This is a genomic window from Salegentibacter sp. T436 (assembly GCF_001932675.1).
Classification (GTDB): Bacteria; Bacteroidota; Bacteroidia; order Flavobacteriales; family Flavobacteriaceae; genus Salegentibacter; species Salegentibacter agarivorans.
In genome coordinates, this window is the sequence record NZ_CP012872.1 from 3,478,374 (window position 1) to 3,498,396 (window position 20,023).

At 37.0% G+C, this 20,023-nt stretch carries 19 protein-coding genes and 1 tRNA gene; 12 read left to right on the top strand and 8 right to left on the bottom strand.

Going from position 1 to position 20,023, the window contains the following annotated elements; all coding sequences use genetic code 11:
* Positions 1-275 precede the first annotated feature (275 nt).
* From AO058_RS15455 to AO058_RS15475, 5 genes are all read left to right on the top strand, one after another.
* Entirely contained in the window at positions 276-623 is a 348-nt protein-coding gene (locus AO058_RS15455; RefSeq protein WP_057481321.1) for a single-stranded DNA-binding protein, read from the top strand.
* A 71-nt stretch (positions 624-694) separates the two neighbouring features.
* Entirely contained in the window at positions 695-1,144 is a 450-nt protein-coding gene (locus AO058_RS15460) for a JAB domain-containing protein (RefSeq protein WP_057481322.1), read from the top strand.
* A gap of 383 nt (positions 1,145-1,527) precedes the next feature.
* A complete protein-coding gene (locus AO058_RS15465; protein ID WP_075327361.1) occupies positions 1,528-1,902 on the top strand; it encodes a BfmA/BtgA family mobilization protein in 375 nt (124 codons plus the stop codon).
* 702 nt (positions 1,903-2,604) lie between these two features.
* Positions 2,605-2,895, top strand: a complete 291-nt coding sequence (locus AO058_RS15470; RefSeq protein ID WP_051935865.1) for a helix-turn-helix domain-containing protein — start codon at positions 2,605-2,607, stop codon at positions 2,893-2,895.
* 5 nt (positions 2,896-2,900) lie between these two features.
* Positions 2,901-3,650, top strand: a complete 750-nt coding sequence (locus tag AO058_RS15475; protein WP_057481324.1) for a hypothetical protein — start codon at positions 2,901-2,903, stop codon at positions 3,648-3,650.
* Between the two features lie 232 nt (positions 3,651-3,882).
* On the opposite strand, the gene AO058_RS15480 is transcribed toward AO058_RS15475, so the two are convergent.
* Both AO058_RS15480 and AO058_RS15485 read right to left on the bottom strand, forming a co-directional pair.
* Complete coding sequence (locus AO058_RS15480) at positions 3,883-5,121, bottom strand: site-specific integrase (RefSeq protein ID WP_057481325.1); 1,239 nt, start codon at positions 5,119-5,121, stop codon at positions 3,883-3,885.
* Between the two features lie 257 nt (positions 5,122-5,378).
* Positions 5,379-5,463 (bottom strand) — tRNA-Ser (locus AO058_RS15485).
* Between the two features lie 253 nt (positions 5,464-5,716).
* On the opposite strand from AO058_RS15485, the gene AO058_RS15490 reads away from it, so the two are divergent.
* The 3 genes from AO058_RS15490 (at position 5,717) to AO058_RS15500 (ending at position 8,235) form a co-directional block, all read left to right on the top strand.
* Positions 5,717-6,265 (top strand): hypothetical protein, encoded by a 549-nt coding sequence (locus AO058_RS15490; RefSeq protein ID WP_075327362.1) that lies wholly within the window; start codon positions 5,717-5,719, stop codon positions 6,263-6,265.
* A gap of 58 nt (positions 6,266-6,323) precedes the next feature.
* Entirely contained in the window at positions 6,324-7,025 is a 702-nt protein-coding gene (locus AO058_RS15495) for an SGNH/GDSL hydrolase family protein (RefSeq protein ID WP_075327363.1), read from the top strand.
* 205 nt (positions 7,026-7,230) lie between these two features.
* The gene (locus AO058_RS15500) at positions 7,231-8,235 is read left to right on the top strand and encodes a M28 family metallopeptidase (protein ID WP_075327364.1); all 1,005 of its coding nucleotides are present in this window, start codon (positions 7,231-7,233) and stop codon (positions 8,233-8,235) included.
* Positions 8,236-8,424: 189 nt separating this feature from the next.
* On the opposite strand, the gene AO058_RS18855 is transcribed toward AO058_RS15500, so the two are convergent.
* Positions 8,425-10,275, bottom strand: a complete 1,851-nt coding sequence (locus AO058_RS18855; protein WP_075327365.1) for a fasciclin domain-containing protein — start codon at positions 10,273-10,275, stop codon at positions 8,425-8,427.
* Between the two features lie 229 nt (positions 10,276-10,504).
* Here AO058_RS18855 and AO058_RS15510 point away from each other — a divergent pair, with 229 nt between their 5' ends.
* The 3 genes from AO058_RS15510 (at position 10,505) to AO058_RS15520 (ending at position 13,221) form a co-directional block, all read left to right on the top strand.
* A complete protein-coding gene (locus AO058_RS15510) occupies positions 10,505-10,906 on the top strand; it encodes a lipocalin family protein (RefSeq protein ID WP_075327366.1) in 402 nt (133 codons plus the stop codon).
* Between the two features lie 159 nt (positions 10,907-11,065).
* A complete protein-coding gene (gene mnmA, locus AO058_RS15515; RefSeq protein WP_075327367.1) occupies positions 11,066-12,256 on the top strand; it encodes a tRNA 2-thiouridine(34) synthase MnmA in 1,191 nt (396 codons plus the stop codon).
* A 20-nt stretch (positions 12,257-12,276) separates the two neighbouring features.
* Positions 12,277-13,221 (top strand): NAD(P)H-dependent flavin oxidoreductase, encoded by a 945-nt coding sequence (locus AO058_RS15520; protein ID WP_075327368.1) that lies wholly within the window; start codon positions 12,277-12,279, stop codon positions 13,219-13,221.
* On the opposite strand, the gene AO058_RS15525 is transcribed toward AO058_RS15520, so the two are convergent.
* The 4 genes from AO058_RS15525 to guaA are packed head-to-tail and all read right to left on the bottom strand — an operon-like array spanning position 13,218 to position 17,706.
* Complete coding sequence (locus AO058_RS15525) at positions 13,218-13,730, bottom strand: DUF922 domain-containing protein (protein WP_232228847.1); 513 nt, start codon at positions 13,728-13,730, stop codon at positions 13,218-13,220. The two genes, AO058_RS15520 and AO058_RS15525, sit on opposite strands and share 4 nt — an antisense overlap.
* 23 nt (positions 13,731-13,753) lie before the next feature.
* On the bottom strand, positions 13,754-14,155 hold the full coding sequence (locus AO058_RS15530) for an OsmC family protein (RefSeq protein ID WP_075327370.1): 402 nt from the start codon (positions 14,153-14,155) through the stop codon (positions 13,754-13,756).
* Positions 14,115-16,127 (bottom strand): amino acid ABC transporter substrate-binding protein, encoded by a 2,013-nt coding sequence (locus AO058_RS15535; protein ID WP_075327371.1) that lies wholly within the window; start codon positions 16,125-16,127, stop codon positions 14,115-14,117. The genes AO058_RS15530 and AO058_RS15535 overlap by 41 nt, the downstream gene beginning before the upstream one ends.
* A 46-nt stretch (positions 16,128-16,173) precedes the next feature.
* A complete protein-coding gene (guaA, locus tag AO058_RS15540; RefSeq protein ID WP_075327372.1) occupies positions 16,174-17,706 on the bottom strand; it encodes a glutamine-hydrolyzing GMP synthase in 1,533 nt (510 codons plus the stop codon).
* An 86-nt stretch (positions 17,707-17,792) separates the two neighbouring features.
* Between guaA and AO058_RS15545 the strand changes: the two genes are divergently transcribed.
* Positions 17,793-18,518, top strand: coding sequence for an SIMPL domain-containing protein (locus AO058_RS15545; RefSeq protein WP_075327373.1), 726 nt, complete (start codon positions 17,793-17,795; stop codon positions 18,516-18,518).
* A gap of 140 nt (positions 18,519-18,658) precedes the next feature.
* Here AO058_RS15545 and AO058_RS15550 read toward each other — a convergent pair whose 3' ends face one another.
* Entirely contained in the window at positions 18,659-20,023 is a 1,365-nt protein-coding gene (locus AO058_RS15550; protein WP_075328001.1) for a pyridoxal phosphate-dependent decarboxylase family protein, read from the bottom strand.

A 20,023-nucleotide genomic window follows, 5' to 3' on the forward strand; every position in this document is an offset into this window, starting at 1 on the left:
ACCAAGATTTAGAAGTTAGTCCGCACTGCATAAAGCCAGTCCCTGCGCTCCCTTTTTATAAGTCCTCCCTAATTCTAAATCTTGAAAATGGATCAGCATCAGAAAAAGGTAACAGTGAAGGCGCTACGGGAAGTAAATCTAAAAACGGAAAAATGAAATCATACAAAATCTACAAAAAAGGAAGCGGAATTAAAAAAAATCAAAAAAGGAAAACGCTCAGGATACAATAAGTAAATCAGTTAAAAATCAATTATAAACCTTTAAATCTTTTAATTATGAAAACGCTTAGAAACACAGTACAGTTAATTGGAAACGTAGGGGAAGATCCAAAATCTCACAGGTTTGAAAATGGTATGTTGGTTTGCCGATTCTCTTTGGCCACCAATGAACAATTTTTTAAAGACGGAGAGAAAATTCAGGAAACACAATGGCACCAGCTTGTAGCCTGGAGTAAGCAGGCAGAACTTGCCAGTAAGTATATCGCTAAGGGAAAGGAAATTGCTATTAAAGGCAAATTAACTTATCGCTCGTATAACAACGAAGCTGGGGAAAAACAGTACATCACCGAAATTCTGGTAAATGAGATCCTTTTATTGAGCAGCTCAAAACGGGATAATAATTAATTAAAAGCAAAGAGGGCGTCATCGTCGAAAATTGCGCCCTCTTTCATTATTTAACTTTAAACAAATCAATAATGGAAACCAAAGTTAATGAAATCGCAATAAGTTACAGCGGAAGTATTAAAACAAAATTCCTTCCCAATATATCTTCTTCCCGTGATGCTATTAACCTTCTATTTGAGCATTGGGATAAACAAAATATTGAACTTTTTGAAAGTTTTAAAATGCTGCTTCTTAATAATTCCAATAAGGTAAAAGGTATTTACACCCTCTCTACAGGAGGCATCACCGGAACTTTAGTAGATATAAGAATCGTATTCGCAGTAGTTCTAAAGTCTGTAACTACTTCTATAATTTTAGCCCATAACCATCCCTCGGGAACGCTGCAACCCAGCCAACCCGATAAACTCTTAACGGAAAAGATCAAAAAAGCAGGGGAACTTTTTGATATTAAGGTATTGGATCATTTAATACTAACTCCCGATGGGGATTACTTCAGCTTTGCCGATGAAGGCATTTTATAACAGGAAATAATTAGTTTCTAAAACGGGATATGATTTTCATAATCCCGTTTTTCATTTTACAGAATTCTCAATTATTCTTCCAATTCTCTACAGTTAATTTTAAAGATTTTTCTTTTCCAATCATAAAAAATGGGATTCAGTTTCTTACTAATTAAAGCGCTATTAAATTCATTTTAATAGTCAAAATTTTTGTCCCTGCGGGACGAAAAGGTAGAGCAAGAGGGTAACGGGCAGAGCCACGTTAAGAATTACCTTTTAAAACACAACAATCTGTTTTACAGTTGTTTAAATAATTTTATTCAAGGCGCAAAATTAAAAAGAAGCTGTTTTATTACTAAAAACCCTTGAAACCCATTGAAAAATGGTAGAAATTTTACTAAAAAATGGATGAAGAATATAAAAAAGAGAAGTTCGAGACTCTTAAGATCAAGACTTCCGTAGCCAAAAAATTTAGAAGGTTCAGCCGGGCTTTATCTAAATCTCAATCAATGACATTATTATCGAGGGTCGAATTTTTTGAAATGAATAGTATTTCTCCCAATGAAATGATGGGTCCAAAAATGGAGACTCTGGAAAACCTTGTCAAAAAAAGAATAAATGCAGTAATCGCAATTTTGAAAGATATAGAGAAGAATAAAGTAAACCCCACTTTAGGCATTTTGGAATCTCTAATGGAAGCTGCAGATCCCAAAGATAACTACGAAAATCGAATAAGGGATTATGAGGAAGACGATACTCATCCCGATTTTTATAAATAATACCCCTGGTTAAAATTTCAGGTTTTATTTCGGTTATTTCTTTTCCAACACCTTACCTTTTGCTACGAAAGTACCAAGCTTTGAAATTAACCGGACTGCATAAACCGGCAGGCTATTTATAGCTCCTCTATAATTTCAAAGCTTGAATATGAAAGCGCATCAAAAGGTAATCCGAAAGCGCTGAAAGAAGTAATGAAAAGACGGACTCAAAAACTGTCATTTCAATCTACTTTTTGCTCCTTTCCGACGTCAAAAAGGAAAATGCTCCAGATGAAAAAAGTAAATGTTAAAAAAGCTATCATTTTATTTAGTGTCATTTGGTTGATTTTGTGATCTTGAAGGCAGCTTTCTAAGTTTTAGATTTTCAAAATATCCCAAATGGTAACAAATTTAATGTTACCAAAAAAATTACTCTTAAGTGTTTTATAATCAATTTATTGCATATTTTTAAAGAGATGAATTACAGTAGTTTTTTAAAGTGCTTAGTTGTCCATTTTTTGTTTGACTTCGAAGACATAAGCATATAAATAATAAAAACGTTTTTGGTTTTTTTACTGGGTTAACCACTTGTTGGTTAAGCTAAGCTTGTATAAAATTTTTGCTTCCTAGAACAATTTTCTGAAAAAAGAAAGCTGCCAGAAGGTAAAAAAATTAAGTAATGGTAATTTTTAAAATAATAACAGATCATAAACTAATGAAATTATGAAAGAAAGCATCCATCCATTTATGGTCAGTATGCATTCCCTGGAAGCTAAAATAGAACAGCTCACCAGGGAATTCAGGATCAGGCAGATTAAAGATCCCTGTCTCATCCTTCTGGATAATGCTGATTTTATCCAGCTATTTAAAATAAGTGCGAAAACAGCTCAAACCTGGCGGGAAGAAGGGCTGATTGAATACGCACAGGTGAAAGGAAAGATCTACTACAGTCTCAAGGATATCCAGGCATTTATAAATCGTCACCGAAAAAATAGGAAGGATGCTAACTCTTAAGTAAGATGACTCCGGAGATTTCAGTTCCCATTCAGCTATTTATTGATGCACAGCAAAAAGGCTATGCTAAAAAGCTGCAATTCTTTCTATCCTTGAAGCTAATCTACAAGTGCGGAAAGGCAAAACTGGATGATGGGGAACTGTTATTTTTAGAATTAACCGAAGAGATCAGCTCTCGAAAAACTACATTAAAGTATATTGACTTTCTGGTAGAGAAAGGTTGGTTGCAATACAATAACAGGACGGGTTATTACATCATAAAATCTTTTGAAAGGATACGAAGCGAGAATAACTGGAAGCTCAGGCTTTCCTATCCGGTAGATTTTTATTCTTACCGAAACATTAAAGCAATTACAGGGGCAATTATTTATGGATATCTACATAAAGACTTCTGGAGAAAAGTAAGGAGAAAGAAAAGCGTACAGATAAAAGGCAGTACCTATCATTTTCTATCCCCTAACTTTAATTATATAGAAGCACCTGCTCCATTATCTGTACTTGGAATCTGTAGGATATTTCAAATTTCACCGTCAACTGCTTCCAGACTTAAAGAAGCTGCTGAAAAGCAAAAATTGCTGCAGGTCAAAAAGAATTACGGGGCTTCAGTACCCAGTAAAAAAGCTATGGAGCTGTGTTTAGACTACAATGATAAGCGGAACAATATTGTCTTTTACCAGGGAAATTACCGATTCCAGTTAATTGATACTATTTTACCTCTTTTTCTTTTTAAAAAGCGGAAAAAACTGAAAACATAAAGGAAAGGTTTATAGTATGAAAAAAATAAAAAACTTTTTGGCCAAAGTTTGATCAAGTTAGGCGCGATTGCGCGTTTGTTTCTCTTTGGAACAGAACCGGAGCAAAGCCGGTTTAAAGCTAGGCTATAGCTTCTGCACTACTTGTTTCTTACTTGTCCATTTTTTGGACTAGTTAAAGCGAATAGCTTATACATTGATAGCCATTCAAGCTAAAGCCGGTATAGAATAGCAATTAAGCCTTTCTCCAAAAATTTTTGGATTCTAATCGTTCTTTCAATACAGCCATATCGTCACCCACTTTTCGATCTAGAATTTTTGCATAATGCTGAGTTGTACGAAGATTTTTGTGTCCTAGCATTTTACTCACACTCTCTATAGGAACTCCATTTGCAAGCGTAACAGTAGTTGCAAACGTGTGCCTGGCCAAATGGAATGTAAGATTTTTGTTGATGCCGCAAAGATCTGCTATTTCCTTAATATAAGCATTCGTTTTTTGATTACTTAGAATTGGAAGTAACCGCTTCTCGCTCACATCGGGATGCGAAGAATATTTTTCCAATATAGCCTCTGCCACAGGAAGAATTGGAACGCTGCATCTGGTCTTAGTTTTTGTTCTCTTAGTTTTAATCCATTTATTACCATCAATACCAATTACCACTTCCTTTTCTGAGAGTTTTTTTACCTCAGCATAACTAAGCCCAGTAAAGCAACTAAACGTAAAAATATCTTTAATTAAATCCAGTCGCTCATTTTTAATTTCTTTGGAGATCAGCGCCTGAAGTTCAACTTCAGTTAGAAACTCCCGATCTACCACTTTTAATTTACCTTTCCAGTTCTGAAAAGGGTCTTTTGCTATCCATTCGTTTGATAATGCTATGCGAATGATTTTTTTAAAGTTTGTTACATATTTAATGGCGGAATTATGCGCACAGTTCCTTTCTGTCTTTAAATAATATTCAAAGCCGGTAATAAATTTGAGGTTTACCTCTTTTACGGGAATATCCGAAACTTTGTACTCCTTTTCTATATATTCCCCTACGTGATTTTTAGCCGTTCTATATCTTTCAGCTGTACCGGCGGCAAAATCTTTACCTACAAGTCTATTAACCCGATCATTGTGTTCCTGGAAAATATCCAGAAGCATCCTTTCCTGGTCTTCTTTTTTCTTGTCTTTTCCTAAAAATGTGTCCACCAAGTCCTGAGCAGTAAACTTCGTTCCCTTTTCTAAAAGTTTTTGATGAGATATATAGAGGTCGTTTTCAACTTTGGATAAATATCTATTAAGAATTTTCGCTTTCTCAGTATTCCCCTTGGCCCTTCCTGCTGAAGAATTCCAATCTTCTTTGGAAATTTTTCTACGAAGACTAGTGGCTGCTCGCTTACCTCTTAGTGTGACTCGAAGGTAGATTGGTGATAAAGAATTTTTTGCGCCACCTCTTAGATAAAAAATATGGAAGAAATTTGTATCCATGACTTTAGATTTTTTAGATTAATACATTTCTAAAGTACGAAATTATATCAATCATAAAACACTAAATATCAAATTGTTAAAATATTTTTGTAGGAATATTCATCATAAAGGTGTCACTAATTTCAGTTATTCAAGTGACACCGAATTTGACACCTCCTAGCTTGATATTCTTTGGGATATTTTGAAATATTGTAAAATAAAAAAGCCCCAAAACCATAGGGTTTGAGGCTTTTTGCAATATTTTGTAAGTTAAGTAGCGGAGGAAGAGGGATTCGAACCCCCGGACCTGTTACAGTCAACAGTTTTCAAGACTGCCGCAATCGACCACTCTGCCATTCCTCCAATAAAATGCTAAGCTTTTCTGCTTAGCGGATGCAAATATAACAAGCTTTTACAAATACACACAAGCTTTTCTATAAGTTTTTTCAGGCTTTTCTCAAACCGCCTAATTATCAGCCTTTAGCATATTTAATATTTCTTTAGCCCTAAAGTCCCTAATAATTTCTACATTACTGTTTATTAAGCTTTCACCTCTTTTAAAAAATAAAAACCAGTACATTTTTAAAAGCCTGATGCATTTTAATCCAATGTTTTTATGAGAAAATTGTCATCACCTATTCATCTCCTTTCCTTAATATTTCTTTTGTCCTTTTTAAATATAGACGCCCAGGAACGCTCAGAAAATTTAAATAATCCGGAATCAACATCCAGTAATTTTTACACCTCACGATACAAAATACAAAACACTTTTGATGGCTTAGGCTATTATAAATTAAACAATCAAACATTTAATTATGAAACCGATAAACTCCTAATCACTTTAAGCGCGGGCATCCTGGAGCAAAACACTATTTTTAATAACAAGGCTCCCGGATTTCACGGCAGCTTTAGTGCCAATTTTGAATACAAATTTAACCAGCGGTTTAGCTTTTATCTTTTTGGGCGATATTTAACTCCGTCCTTGAATAATGAAGAACGAATCAGCACTCCACATATGGATCTTCTGTATCCTCAAACAGAAGTTGGTGCCGGGCTAAGAGGAAATTTTAATAATGTGAATATAGATGTTGGGGCAAGTACCATTTTTGGCAATCAACCCGATATAAATACTTTATTGCGTACAAAAGTATCGGTGGGGTTTTAATACTTTTTTTGATCAAATTTTTGAGACAGAATAAATTCATTTTTATACTTTTAAACTTATGAAAAAAGTAATTTTAATTTCTGTTGTAATACTTTTAAGCAATTTCTCATTTGCGCAAAAAACAGAATACGGCGAACTTATGGAACAGGATTGGGCCAATCTTAAAAAGTATAAAACTGAAAATGAAAAAATAATTGAAACTAAAAATTATCCCGATGTGGTCTTTATGGGTAATTCCATAACCGAAGGCTGGGTAAATGCACAGCCCCAATTCTTCGAAAAAAATAATTTCGCCGGCCGCGGAATAAGTGGACAAACAACCCCCCAAATGCTTATTCGGTTTATACCAGATGTGGTAGCACTTAACCCCAAAGCGGTAGTAATTCTTGCTGGCACCAACGACATAGCGGGAAACACTGGATTTTCTTCCGTAGAAATGATTACCAATAACATTAAGGCAATGGCACAACTTGCCCAGGCCAATAATATTAAAGTTATTCTTGCTTCTATCCTACCCGTTTACGATTATCCCTGGCGCCCCGGATTGGAACCAGTTCAAAAAATAGCCGAAATCAATACCTGGTTAGCAAAATTTGCCGGGGAAAATAACCATACTTATCTAGATCTTTTTACGCCGCTAAAAGATAAAAAAGAAGGTTTACCCAAGCAATATTCAGAAGATGGGGTTCACCCAAATCTAGCAGGTTATAAAGTTATGGCTCCACTTACAAAAGAAACAATAGAAAAAGTACTAAACTAGCAACAATCACTGGAAAAGCTAATTAAGAATTATGGGAAATATATTCCCAAGTAAATCTTAATTTATATAGATCTCCATTGTCGTTGGGAAAAGAATTTTTTGAAGACCTCTCTGAAAATTAATCCGAAACTGCTATCTTGCTGCGACTTTAATAAAAACTTCGGGATTATTTAACGAAGTATCTAATAAAAAAATTACATAAACTATGAAAAAAATGCTTTTAGTGGCCGTAACTGCCGGAGTGGTAGCCTGTGGCACACAAAAAAATGTTGAAAATGCAAACCCGATGGAGTATGCTGAAACCATTACAACATCTGAATTACAAAATAATCTTACCACTTTTGCAAGTGACGAGTACGAAGGTAGAAATACCGGAGAACCGGGACAGAAAAAAGCAGCCGAATTTATTGTAAATGAATATCAAAAAATGGGGATTGAAGCGCCAGAAGGATATTCAAACTACTACCAGGAAATTCCAACTGAATTCTTTAACGGAAATCTTAAAGCTTCAGAAAATGTATTGGGATATATTAAGGGAAGTGAAAAACCTGAAGAAATCTTAGTGATCACCTCACATTACGATCACGTAGGTGTAGATGATGAAGGGAATATCTTTAATGGAGCAGACGACGGTGGTTCTGGCCCAATGGCTATCCTGGAAGTTGCTGAGGCGTTTAAAGAAGCTCAAAAAGATGGATATACTCCTAAAAGATCTATCCTTTTTATCCATTTAACCGGTGAAGAAAAAGGCCTTTTAGGCTCAAAATATTATGTAGAAAATCCTGTATTTCCTTTAGCTAATACCGTTGCCAATCTTAATATGGATATGATTGGCCGTATAGACAAGGATCACGAAGGGAACGATAATTATATTTACCTTATAGGAAGTGATAAATTAAGTACAGATCTTCACGAACTTAGTGAAAATGTGAATTCAGAATATATGAATATGGAACTGGATTATACTTATAATGATGAAAATGATCCTAACCGTTTTTATTACCGAAGTGACCATTACAACTTCGCGAAAAATAATATTCCGGTAATTTTTTACTTTAACGGGGTTCACCCAGATTATCACAAACCAACAGATACCGCTGAAAAAATTGAATATGAAGCTTTAAAGAAAAGAGCACAATTAGTTTTTCTTACTGCCTGGGAAATCGCTAACCGCGATGAAAGACTGGTTGTAGATAAAGCTGAAGAATAAATTTTCTTTCGTCAAGCTGAGCTTGTTTCAGCTTCTAACTTGTTTTTATTGACAATTTAGATCTCCGAAAATTTCGGAGCAGGCTCTGAAATAAATTCAGGATGACATTTAAAACTTTTAAGTACCAACTAAAAAAGCCCCAGAAATTAATTTCCCGGGGCTTTTACCTTTTATTAAATCAATCAAAAATTATTCAGCAGGAAGCAGAACAGTATCTAGCGCGTGAATTACACCATTGGTAGCCTGAACATCGGCTGCGATAACTGTAGAAGTTCTTCCTCTTTCATCGGTAATTACAACATTATCTCCAAGGTTTACGGTAAATTCGCCACCCTGTAAAGTTTCAACCACCATATCATCAGATAGGTCTCCAGATCTTACATTGGCTCCGGCAACTACGTGGTAGCTTAAAACAGCTTCTAAAGTTGCAGCATCAATATCTGCAAGAGAATCAACTCCAAGTTCATCTAATAATCCGACAAAAGCATCATTTGTAGGAGCAAAAACAGTAAAAGGAGCAGGAGCTTCACTCATCATAAGTGTTTCAACAAATGTAAAAGACTCTTCTCTTGTTAGGGCCTGTACAAGAACATCAAAATTAGGATCGGCAGTAGCAAAAGTGGTAACATCTGGTAAGCCAATTACAGCATCTACTGCGTGAATTACACCATTATCAGCTTCAACATCTGCAGTAGTTACAGAAGAAACTCCATTAATCGTTACGCCGTCATCAGTATTAATATACATACTTAAAGGTTCTTCTGAAGCTCCCCATACGGCCAAACCTGGAATATAACCTGTACTTAAATCAGCAGCCATAATTGTACCCGGTTGAACGTGGTTTAATAGTACCTGGGTTAATAAGGCTTCAGGTACTTCATCAAGACTATTGAATCCGTTATCATTTAAAAAGGCTGTAAAAGCAGCGTTATCAGGAGCAAAAACAGTATACTCATCTGTACCGGTAAAGGTTGAAGTTAAACCTGTCTTTTCTAAAGCAGCAAGCAAAGAAGAATAATTCTCGTTTCCGGCTACGAAATCTGCGATAGTATTAGTTTCTATTTCAATCGCATCATTTTCAGGAAGAAGTACAGTATCTAAAGCGTGAATTACACCATTATTCGCCTGGATATTGGTAGCAATAATTGTTGCTGTTCTTCCGTTTTCATCAGTAATAGTCACATTATCTCCCAGGTTGATAGTGAAACTTCCTGTTTCAAGAGTTTCTACCATCATACCATCACTAAGATCACCTGCACGAACATTTGAACCGGCAACTACGTGGTAGGTTAAAATACTGGATAAAAGATCGGCTGGAATATCACCCAAACCTGCTAACTCTAACTCGGCAAGTACATTAGCGAAAGCAGCATTAGTAGGGGCAAAAACAGTAAATGGTGCCGGAGCGTCTGTCATCATTAGAGTTTCTACAAACGTAAAAGACTCATCTGCAGTAAGTGCCTGTACAAGAATATCAAAATTAGGATCGGCAGTGGCAAAAGTGGTTACATCAGGAAGTCCAATAACAGCATTAACAGCGTGAATCACTCCATTGTCTACTTCCACGTCGGCAGTAGTTACGGTTGAAACTCCGTTAATCATTACCCCGTCCTCGGTATTAATATAAAGGCTCAAAGGTGAATCTGAAGCCATACCGGTAGCCATACTTTCAATATAGCCGGTTGAAAGCGCACCAGAGGTTATTTCACCTTCCTGAACGTGGTTTAAAAGAATTTCCGTTAAAACATCTGTGGGCACTTCATCAAGACTACTGAATCCGTTAGCCGACAGAAATGAATTAAATGCAGCGTTGTTTGGGGCAAAAACAGTGTAATTAGCAGAGCCATCTAAAGTAGCATCCAATCCGGTTACTTCTAAAGCAGCCTGTAAAGAAGAATAATCATCATTTTCGGCCACAAAATCAGTAATTGTGTTTGTTGGCATAATAACATCTCCTCCGTCGTCATCGTCACTACAGGAAAAGAGGCCAAAAGCCAGGAATGCCAGTAGGGCAAGTTTTGTAAATTTAATAGTTTTCATAGTTCTAATTTTTTGTTATAGCGTAAAAGTAAACGAGAAACCCATTATTAATTGTTTAATGTTTGTTAATTATTTTGAGACAATAGTTAAATGTTTAATCAATAGATATTTTATTTAAACAAAATAGTAATTACTTTTTAGCAATTTTATACAATAATTAATCCCTGGTTAAGCTTAATCCTATTACTTACTTAAAATTGTATATTTACAAAAAATAAAAACCTACGTTATGAAGAAACTTTTTTTAATGCTTTTTAGTATTGCCCTATTAACATCCTGCAGTGAAGATGATGATGCTAATGGAGAAGATCAAATTCTGGGTTTGTGGTATGCAGTCGAAATTAATAATTCGCCAATTGAAGGCCTTGATTTAAGCGAATGCAACCAGAACTCAAATATCACATTTAACTCAGATTTTTCAACCTATTCAGAATTCCACACCGTTGTAGAAGGGGAATGTGAAATAGAAGACACAACAGAAAGTACCTGGAGTAAAAGCAATGAAATATATACCTTTACTATTCCTTTTGAAGGTCTTGGTCAGGTAAACGGTACTGCGACTTTTGAGGGTGACACATTTATTTTTACCCCTATAGGTTCTCCAGACACCAGTATTGTTTTTGAAAGATAACTAAAAACTATATTTTCTAAAAAAGCTATCCAGAATTAAAATTTTGGATAGCTTTTTTATTTTATCCCTATTCCCTTCTCCTCCACCTTTCTCCTAAAATTTCGTAATTTTGCACTCCCTTTTCCGACTTTATGCGGAAAGGATTTCAATTATAGGTTTATGAAAAAGAAAGTAGTCGTAGGTTTATCGGGCGGAGTGGATTCCAGTGTTTCAGCGTATCTTTTGCAACAGCAGGGTTACGAGGTAATTGGGCTTTTTATGAAAAACTGGCACGACGATTCGGTAACTATTTCTGACGAATGCCCCTGGCTGGATGACAGTAATGACGCCATGATGGTAGCCGATAAACTTGGTATACCTTTCCAAACTGTAGATCTTAGCGAGCAGTATAAAGAGCGTATCGTTGATTATATGTTTAACGAATACGAACGTGGCCGTACGCCAAATCCCGATGTTCTTTGTAACCGTGAGATCAAGTTTGATGTTTTTATGAAAATCGCGCTTTCATTAGGGGCCGAATATGTAGCTACCGGTCACTATTGCCGAAAAGGAGAAATTCAGAAAAACGGGGAAACCATTTATCAATTACTTTCCGGAAAAGACAATAATAAAGACCAGTCTTATTTTCTTTGTCAGCTAACGCAAGAGCAGCTTTCAAAAACCTTATTTCCCATAGGCGAATTACAAAAATCTGAAGTAAGAAAAATTGCTTCAGAACAAAACCTGGTTACTGCCGATAAAAAGGATTCGCAAGGATTATGTTTTATAGGAAAAGTAAGATTACCAGATTTTCTTCAGCAAAAATTACAACCTAAAGAGGGAAAGATCATAGAAATTGAAGCCGAAAAAGACTTATATTCTTATGAAACACCAGAATTCAGCAACAAAAAGGAAGAACTCGATTTTCTTACTAAAAAGTATGAATACGCTGCTGAAGACGGAAAGGTTGTAGGAAAACACCAGGGTGCTCATTATTTCACCAAAGGACAGCGAAAAGGTCTTGCTGTTGGTGGCACGCCAGAGCCGCTGTTTGTTATCGATACCGACGTGGTAGATAATGTAATTTATACCGGGCAGGGAAAAAACCACCCGGGAATTTATAGAAAAGGACTTTTTATCAATAAAGACGAAGTGCATTGGGTTAGAAAAGACCTTGCTATAAGTACTGATGATACTTTAAAAGTAAAAGCCAGGATTCGTTATCGCCAACCCTTACAAGATGCAACATTGCATCAAACCGAGGCTGGAATGTATGTGATTTTTGATGAACCTCAAGCCTCAATTACCGAAGGTCAATTTGTAGCCTGGTATGAGAGCGAAGAATTATTAGGTTCGGGGGTTATTTCTTAAATTCGAGGAAAATTTAAGCAATGCCCAACAATAAAATCACACAGCTTTTTAATATAAAATATCCAATTATCCAGGCCGGTATGGTTTGGGCTAGCGGCTGGAAACTTGCCAGCGCCGTTAGTAATGCCGGCGGATTAGGGATTATTGGCGCAGGTTCTATGTATCCTGAAATCCTTAAAGAACATATTGAAAAATGTAAAAATGCTACTAATAAGCCTTTTGCGGTAAACGTACCCCTACTCTATCCGGATATTGATAAGATTATGGAAATTATTATCCAGGAAAAAGTGGAAATTGTTTTTACTTCTGCTGGAAATCCTAAAACCTGGACCAAACATTTACAGGAACACGGAATTAAAGTGGTACACGTAGTTAGCGGAGTGAAATTCGCACTAAAGTCTCAGGAAGCCGGCGTAGATGCTGTAGTGGCTGAAGGTTTTGAAGCCGGAGGACATAATGGTAGAGATGAAACTACCACTTTTACTTTAATCCCAATGGTGAAAGAAAAAATTGATATTCCCTTAATTGCCGCAGGCGGAATTGCCACCGGGCGGGGAATGTTGGCAGCAATGGTTTTAGGTGCCGACGCGGTACAGGTAGGTAGCCGATTTGTTGCCACTCCTGAAGCTTCTTCACACCAGAATTTTAAAGAAATGGTGGTGAAAGCCCAGGAAGGTGATACTAAACTGACCCTTAAAGAACTTGCCCCCGTAAGATTACTGAAAAATAAATTCTTTGAGGATGTTCAGAAATTATATGCTGAAAATCCTTCAAAAGAACAACTTATTGAACTTTTAGGTCGCGCCAGGGCAAAAAAAGGAATGTTTGAAGGCGATTTAGAAGAAGGAGAGCTGGAAATTGGCCAAATCTCAGGATTAATTCACGAGATAAAACCTGCCGTAGAAATTGTAAAAAAAATGATGGAAGAATTTGAAACTGCGAAGAAAGAAGTTTCAACATTTTAGCTGGAAAATTCACTTAATTTTTCTAATTCCTGCTTTATAAACACACGCCATTTAAACTCGGCTTCCTTATTAATACTGTGGTTGGTTTCTTTATCAAACCGATTTTGCAATTGCCGGCGCTGCTGTTCTATTTCAAAATAAATATCGTTTAATTCTTTTTTCATCTTTGGGCCGGGCTCGTAATTTTCCAGCGCTTTTCTAAGTTTCCTGGCGTGCAACTCGGTAATATCAAAATGTAATTGCTCGTGTGCGAGCAGATAATCTACCTCTTCAATTTCTTTCACCCAGGATCTATTCGGATAAAAATTACTGCCAACTTCATAATTAAGTTCTATTCCGCTGCTATTTTCGGTAGCATTCCAGGAGAAGGATAGGCCCGAATTGGTATTCGCTTTATATGGAAGATGCTTTTTAGGACTTGCTTTAAAATCGTTCCAGCTTAAAGATTCTTCTGCATTCCAGCTTATTTTATCATTTTCCTGCGCAAAAACCGAAAGGGTAAAAATCAAAATTAGAAGGAAACAGTAGCCTTTCATAAATAATTAAAGCTAATAAGCTTTTCCATATCTGGATGGAGACTTTGTAGAACCGGGCAGGTTTTTGCAGTATGTTCCAGGATTTTCTTAGATTTTTCCGAATATTTTTCGGGAAAAGTTATTACAATTTCCACTTTAGAGATTCTCCTGGGATTTGCCTCCATGGTTTTAGTAACTTCAGCCATAGTGCCTTTTAAATTGAGTTTTAGATCTTCGGCTTTAATTCCCATAACGGTAAGCATACAACTCGCTAAAGCGGTGGCCACAGTGTCTGTAGGAGAAAACGCCTCGCCTTTACCGTGATTATCGGTTGGGGCATCGGTAATAATTTTAGCACCACTTTTAAGGTGTTCGGCTTCAGTCCTTAAACTCCCGGTATAAATTACTTTGCTGGTCATTGACAACTTTTAAATTAAGTTCCTCATCTAAACTCATAATATAAACGGCATCATTAAAGAAACCGCCATTGCGCTTTGAAGTATAATGAAATTTATTCTCATGGTATTCGGTAAAACCGGTATACTTTTCAAAAGAATCGTAAAGATCTTCAGCAGAAGCTAATCTCAACAACACATCCATAGTAAGATCGTAACCTCTAATTACATATTGATTTGGAATCATATCAAATTCCTCTTTATAAGCTTCTATAAATTCTTCCGAAGATGTAGTGTCAAATTCTTTGTCTACCGAAGGATAATGGAAGTTAAGTCGGCCTAAATGCTCATTATCTACATTATCATCTTCGTAACCACTATTCTTCTCTGTAGTAAATAATTTAATTTGGTGATTTCTTGCCAAACGGTTTAATGCTGAAGTTGCACTACTCAACAAACCAACATTAGAAGACTCAAGAATTACCCAGTTTTCCTGGGTCTCTGAAAGTTGAGCCTGAATTTTTTCTGCACTTAAATAATTCGCTGAAGGAAGAATTACTCTTGAATTTGGTAAAACTTGAGTCAGTTCATTCTTTACCTGGTTTTTAGCTCCATCGGCAATAATAACTATATTTTTGCCACCCGAATTTTTCTGCAGGTAATCGAACATCGCATTTTTCAGAATTTCGTCGGTTGGACGGGACTGAAAAAGATTTGGGTAAGATCTCATCTCGCGGTTGGACAACGGACTTATTACCGGAACATTATACTGCGTTAATTTAGAAGCCGTAGCCTCTATGGTATTTTGTAACAATGGTCCAATTACAGCATCTACATTACTAAAATTATTGCTATTAATAATATTAGTAACCTCCTGCACACTTCTACGAGTATCAAAAGTTTTAAGTTGGGTAGAAATTCCAAGGCTTTTCGCCTCTTCCACCGCCATAAGTACACCACTATAAAAATCCAGGGAAATACGCAAAACCCGATCTTCTAAAATCGCGTCTTTATAATTAGCAATAGAATCCTGGTCTATTTGATTCAAATTATAGGGCAAAAAGACTACCAATTGTTTTGTGTCAAAATTGCTTAGCTTATTAGTTAAATCTAACCTTTCACCTGCATCTGTACCTTCGGTATCACTGGCTAATTCTTCGGTTTCGCCTTCCTCAAGATTTCCTTCTCCTGCACCGGTATTAGGAACTTTTAAAACCATTCCTATTTTCAAACCATCTTCTAAAGCCGGGTTCAAAGAAATTAGCGAATCCTGCGGAACATCAAACTTTCTTGAAAGGCCGAATAAAGTTTCTTTAGGTTTAACCTCGTAAAATTCAAAAACCTCATCGGTTAGAATTACCGGTTCGTTTAAAACATCGGTACCCACACGAATCATTACACCGGGTTGTAATACATCTACTTTTGGATTTAATTCCTCAAGTTCTTTTACCGTAAGGCCATATTTACGGGCAATCCCATATTTGGTTTCTTTAGGTAAAACAACGTGCTCACGGGTTTCAGAAATTTGTGGCTTATTGGCAGCCGGAATATCTAAATCTTTTGAAGAAGCTATTTCAGTATTTGTAGTGCCTTTTTTTCGCTGCGGAATTAAAATCTCTTCACCACGCTGCAATTCTTCAGAATAAAGGTGTTTATTAAACCTTTTAATCTCATCAATTTCAACATTATAATCCTTTGAAAGTCTATATAAAGTTTCTTTTCGCTTTACCGTATGGGTAATAAACTGAATATCTTCAGTTTCAGCTGAAACTTCTTTCTCCTGCTGACTTAATGGGATCACTAATTTTGAAGATACCTCTAGATTGCCTTTAGCATCGGGATTGTATTTATAGATCGCTTCTTCTGAAATATTGTAGGCTTTAGCGATGCTGTAAACGGTTTCCCCGGCTTCTACCGTATGGTATTTAAATTCCTGGGCGGATGCCGAAAGAGTAGACAGCTGAAATAAAAAACAAACTATTAAAAGGTACTTCATATTTATTGGTTTAATCTCTCAAAGAGAGTTTAATTAAGCTCAAATTTTATTCCCATTCTATAGTAGCCGGTGGTTTTGAGCTTATATCATACACTACTCTATTAACGCCTTTAACCCGATTTATTATAGTATTCGAGGTTTTTTGCAGAAATTCGTAAGGTAAATTCACCCAGTCTGCCGTCATTCCATCGGTAGATTCTACGGCCCTTAAAGCTACTACTTTCTCATAAGTACGCTCATCTCCCATAACTCCTACAGAGCTTACCGGTAGCAATATAGCGCCGGCCTGCCATACTTTATCATACAACATCCAATCTCTTAATCCCTGGATAAAAATATGATCAACTTCCTGCAAAATACGAACTTTTTCAGCAGTAATATCTCCCAGAATCCTAATAGCAAGTCCCGGTCCCGGAAACGGGTGTCTTCCCAGTAATTCCTTATTAATTCCCATTTCGGCACCTACTCTCCGTACTTCATCTTTAAAAAGCATTTTTAAAGGCTCTACCACCTTTAGCTTCATAAAATCTGGTAATCCCCCAACATTATGATGTGACTTTATGGTTGCTGAAGGACCGCCATTTACCGAAACCGATTCAATAACATCTGGATAAATAGTTCCCTGAGCTAAGTAAGTAACATCTTTAATTTGGTGCGCTTCATCATCAAAAACTTCAATAAACGCATTTCCAATAGCTTTTCGTTTTTCTTCGGGATCACTTACTCCTGCAAGGGCATCCAGAAATCGTGCCGAAGCATCAACTCCCTTCACATTTAGCCCCATATCTTTATACTGGTCTAAAACGCTTTCAAATTCTCCTTTACGAAGCAAACCGTTATTTACAAAGATGCAATACAGGTTTTTCCCGATGGCTTTATGCAATAAAACCGCAGCAACACTAGAATCTACGCCACCGCTTAAACCTAAGACTACTTTATCGTCTCCTATTTTTTCTTTTAATTCTGAAACCGTTAGATCAACGAATTTACCCGGAGTCCAGGTTTGCGCTACATCGGCAATTTTCACTAAAAAGTTTTCCAGCAATTGTTTCCCATCGGTAGAATGATAAACTTCGGGATGGAATTGTATTCCAAAAGTTTGTTCGCCTTCAATTCGGTAAGCTGCATTCAAAACATCTGTAGTACTGGCAATTCTCACGCTGTTCGCCGGCAATTCTTTTATGGTATCACTATGGCTCATCCAAACCTGGGAGTTTTCCATAATCCCGTCAAACAAGGTTTCGCCATCTCTTATTACCGAAAGATTTGCTCTACCATATTCCCTGGTTTCTGAAGCTTCTACTTTTCCGCCGTGGAAATGAGCAAAATACTGCGCTCCATAACATACTGCCAGGATTGGTAATTTTCCACGAATCTTAGAGAGATCTGGATGCGGAGCATCTTCTCCCCGTACAGAAAACGGACTCCCCGAAAGGATTACCGCTTTAAAGCTTGAAATATCGTCTGGAATTTTGTTGAATGGAACAATTTCGCAGTAAATATTGAGTTCTCTCACACGCCTTGCAATCAGTTGCGTGTACTGCGAGCCGAAGTCTAAAATGAGTACGTTTTTTTGCATAGGCAAAAGTAAGAATTTGAGCCAAAAATAAAATAACCATTGGGTTTATTTTCTATCTTTATTCTGAACAAATTTTTATTTAAAAAATGAAATACATAAGTGCTATAATTTTTGCCATTGCCATTGTGCTTGCCGCTTGGTTCCTGGGTGAATCCTATGTAAGTCGTGCAAATCCGGACGGCGTAATCTCGGTAACCGGCTCAGGAAGTGAAAATTTTACTTCAGATCTAATTGTATGGGAAGGCAGTTTTAGCCGAATGAGCGCAAACCTGGAACAAGCTTACAATGAATTAAACCGGGATAAAGAAACGGTTAGAACTTATCTTATAGATAAGGGGATAAACGAAGAAAATATCGTGTTCAACTCGGTGCAAACTTCAGAGCAGCGGGAAAATCAATACCAGAATGGAAATTATGTAGGTAGCATCTTCCAGGGTTATCAACTTACCCAAAATGTAAAAATTGAATCTAATGATGTAGAATTGGTGGAAGGAGTTGCGCGCGAGATTACAGAATTATTAAATAAAGGAGTTCAATTTAACTCTACACCTCCAAGATATTATTACACTAAAATAGCCGATTTAAAAATTGAAATGATTTCAAAGGCGACTGAAGATGCCCGATTAAGAGCGGAGAAAATTGCAGAAAATAGCGGTGGAAGTTTAGGTGAACTAAAAAATGCCAATATGGGCGTTTTCCAGATCACCGGTCAAAACAGTGGAGAAGATTACAGCTGGAGCGGCACCTACAATACCGCAGATAAAAAGAAAACCGCATCTATTACAATGCGGTTAGATTATGAGATTGATTAAAGTAAGATTTTAAAACAATTGTCATCCTGAATTCATTTCAGAGCCTGCTCCGAAATTTATTCGGAGATCTAATATTTTATCGAATAATAACACATATTAGAAGCTGAAACAAGTTCAGCTTGACGGTTATAGAACTATTTCTAATCCATAGTATCCAAAATCATATCAATATCTCCCTCAGTAGTATCAGGATTAATAAAACAAAAACGAACTACGGTTTCTTTTTTCCAGGTAGTTGGAGTTACTAACGCCAGACCTTCCCGATGATTTTTATACGTCCAGTCTTTATATTCTTCAGGGCTCCATCCTTTTCTTCGGAATAAAACTACCGATAAACTCGGCGGTCTTACCAACTCCAGGTTATCACGCTCTTCAATTTTTTTAGCTGCTTTTTTAGCAAGTTCAATTCCTGTTTCGATGGCCTGTCGGTATTTATTAGTACCATGCATCGCTAAAGAAAACCAAAGCGGCATTCCTCTAACCCTTCTTGTTAACTGAATTTGATAATCGGCCGGATTGAAACCCTGGGCTCCTTCATCTTTAAAAATTTCCAGGTAAGCACCTTTCTGAGAATGAGCATTTTTCGCCAATTCCAGGTCTTTATATATAACCGCTCCACAATCGTAAGGAGAAAACAACCATTTATGCGGATCAATCGTAATACTGTCGGCTCGCTCCACTCCATTAAATAGATGCCTAACCGAAGGAGCGGCTAAAGCGCCGCCACCGTATGCGCAATCTACGTGAAACCACACATTTTCTTTTTCACAAACATCGGCAATGGTATCTAATTGATCTATAATACCTGCGTTTGTGGTACCACCCGTAGCGACTACTGCAAAAAGACGATTTCGGTCTTTTTCTTCCAATTCATTAATTGCATTCTGTAGTTCACGGCCAGTAAGATTTTCTTCTTCACAATCTATCATAACCACATCGGCATCAATCACCTTTGCCATCGCCTGTATAGAACTATGCGCGCCGTGAGAAGTAAGCATCAACGCTTTTTTCCCTACGTTCTGGCTATCGCGGTCACGCCAGGCTTCTCTTGCCGCCACCATAGCCGAAAGATTTGCCGCCGTACCACCGCTGGTAAAAACTCCAAAAGCACCTTCGGGTAATCCTGTAAGTGAAACCAGCCATTTCATCGCCTGGTTTTCACAAAAAATTCCGCCGGCACCTTCCATCCAGTAAGCACCGTGAATGCTGGAAGCCGAAGTCACTAAATCGAACATAATTGCCGCCCGGGTTGGTGCAGCGGGAACAAAGGCCAAATGCCGTGGATGATCTATTGGCACCGTAGCTTTCACCAAAACGTCACGAAAAAGCTGGAAAGCATTCTCTCCGCCAATCCCTTCCGGAGTTACGGTTTCACCAACAATTCTAAATAATTCTTCTTCTTTTTTTGGGGCTCCCATTTCGGGAGTAATGTTAGAGATACGGTCTATGGTATATTTCATAACGTCCAGCGTCATTTCTACCAGGTTCATATCTATAGTGTGCAT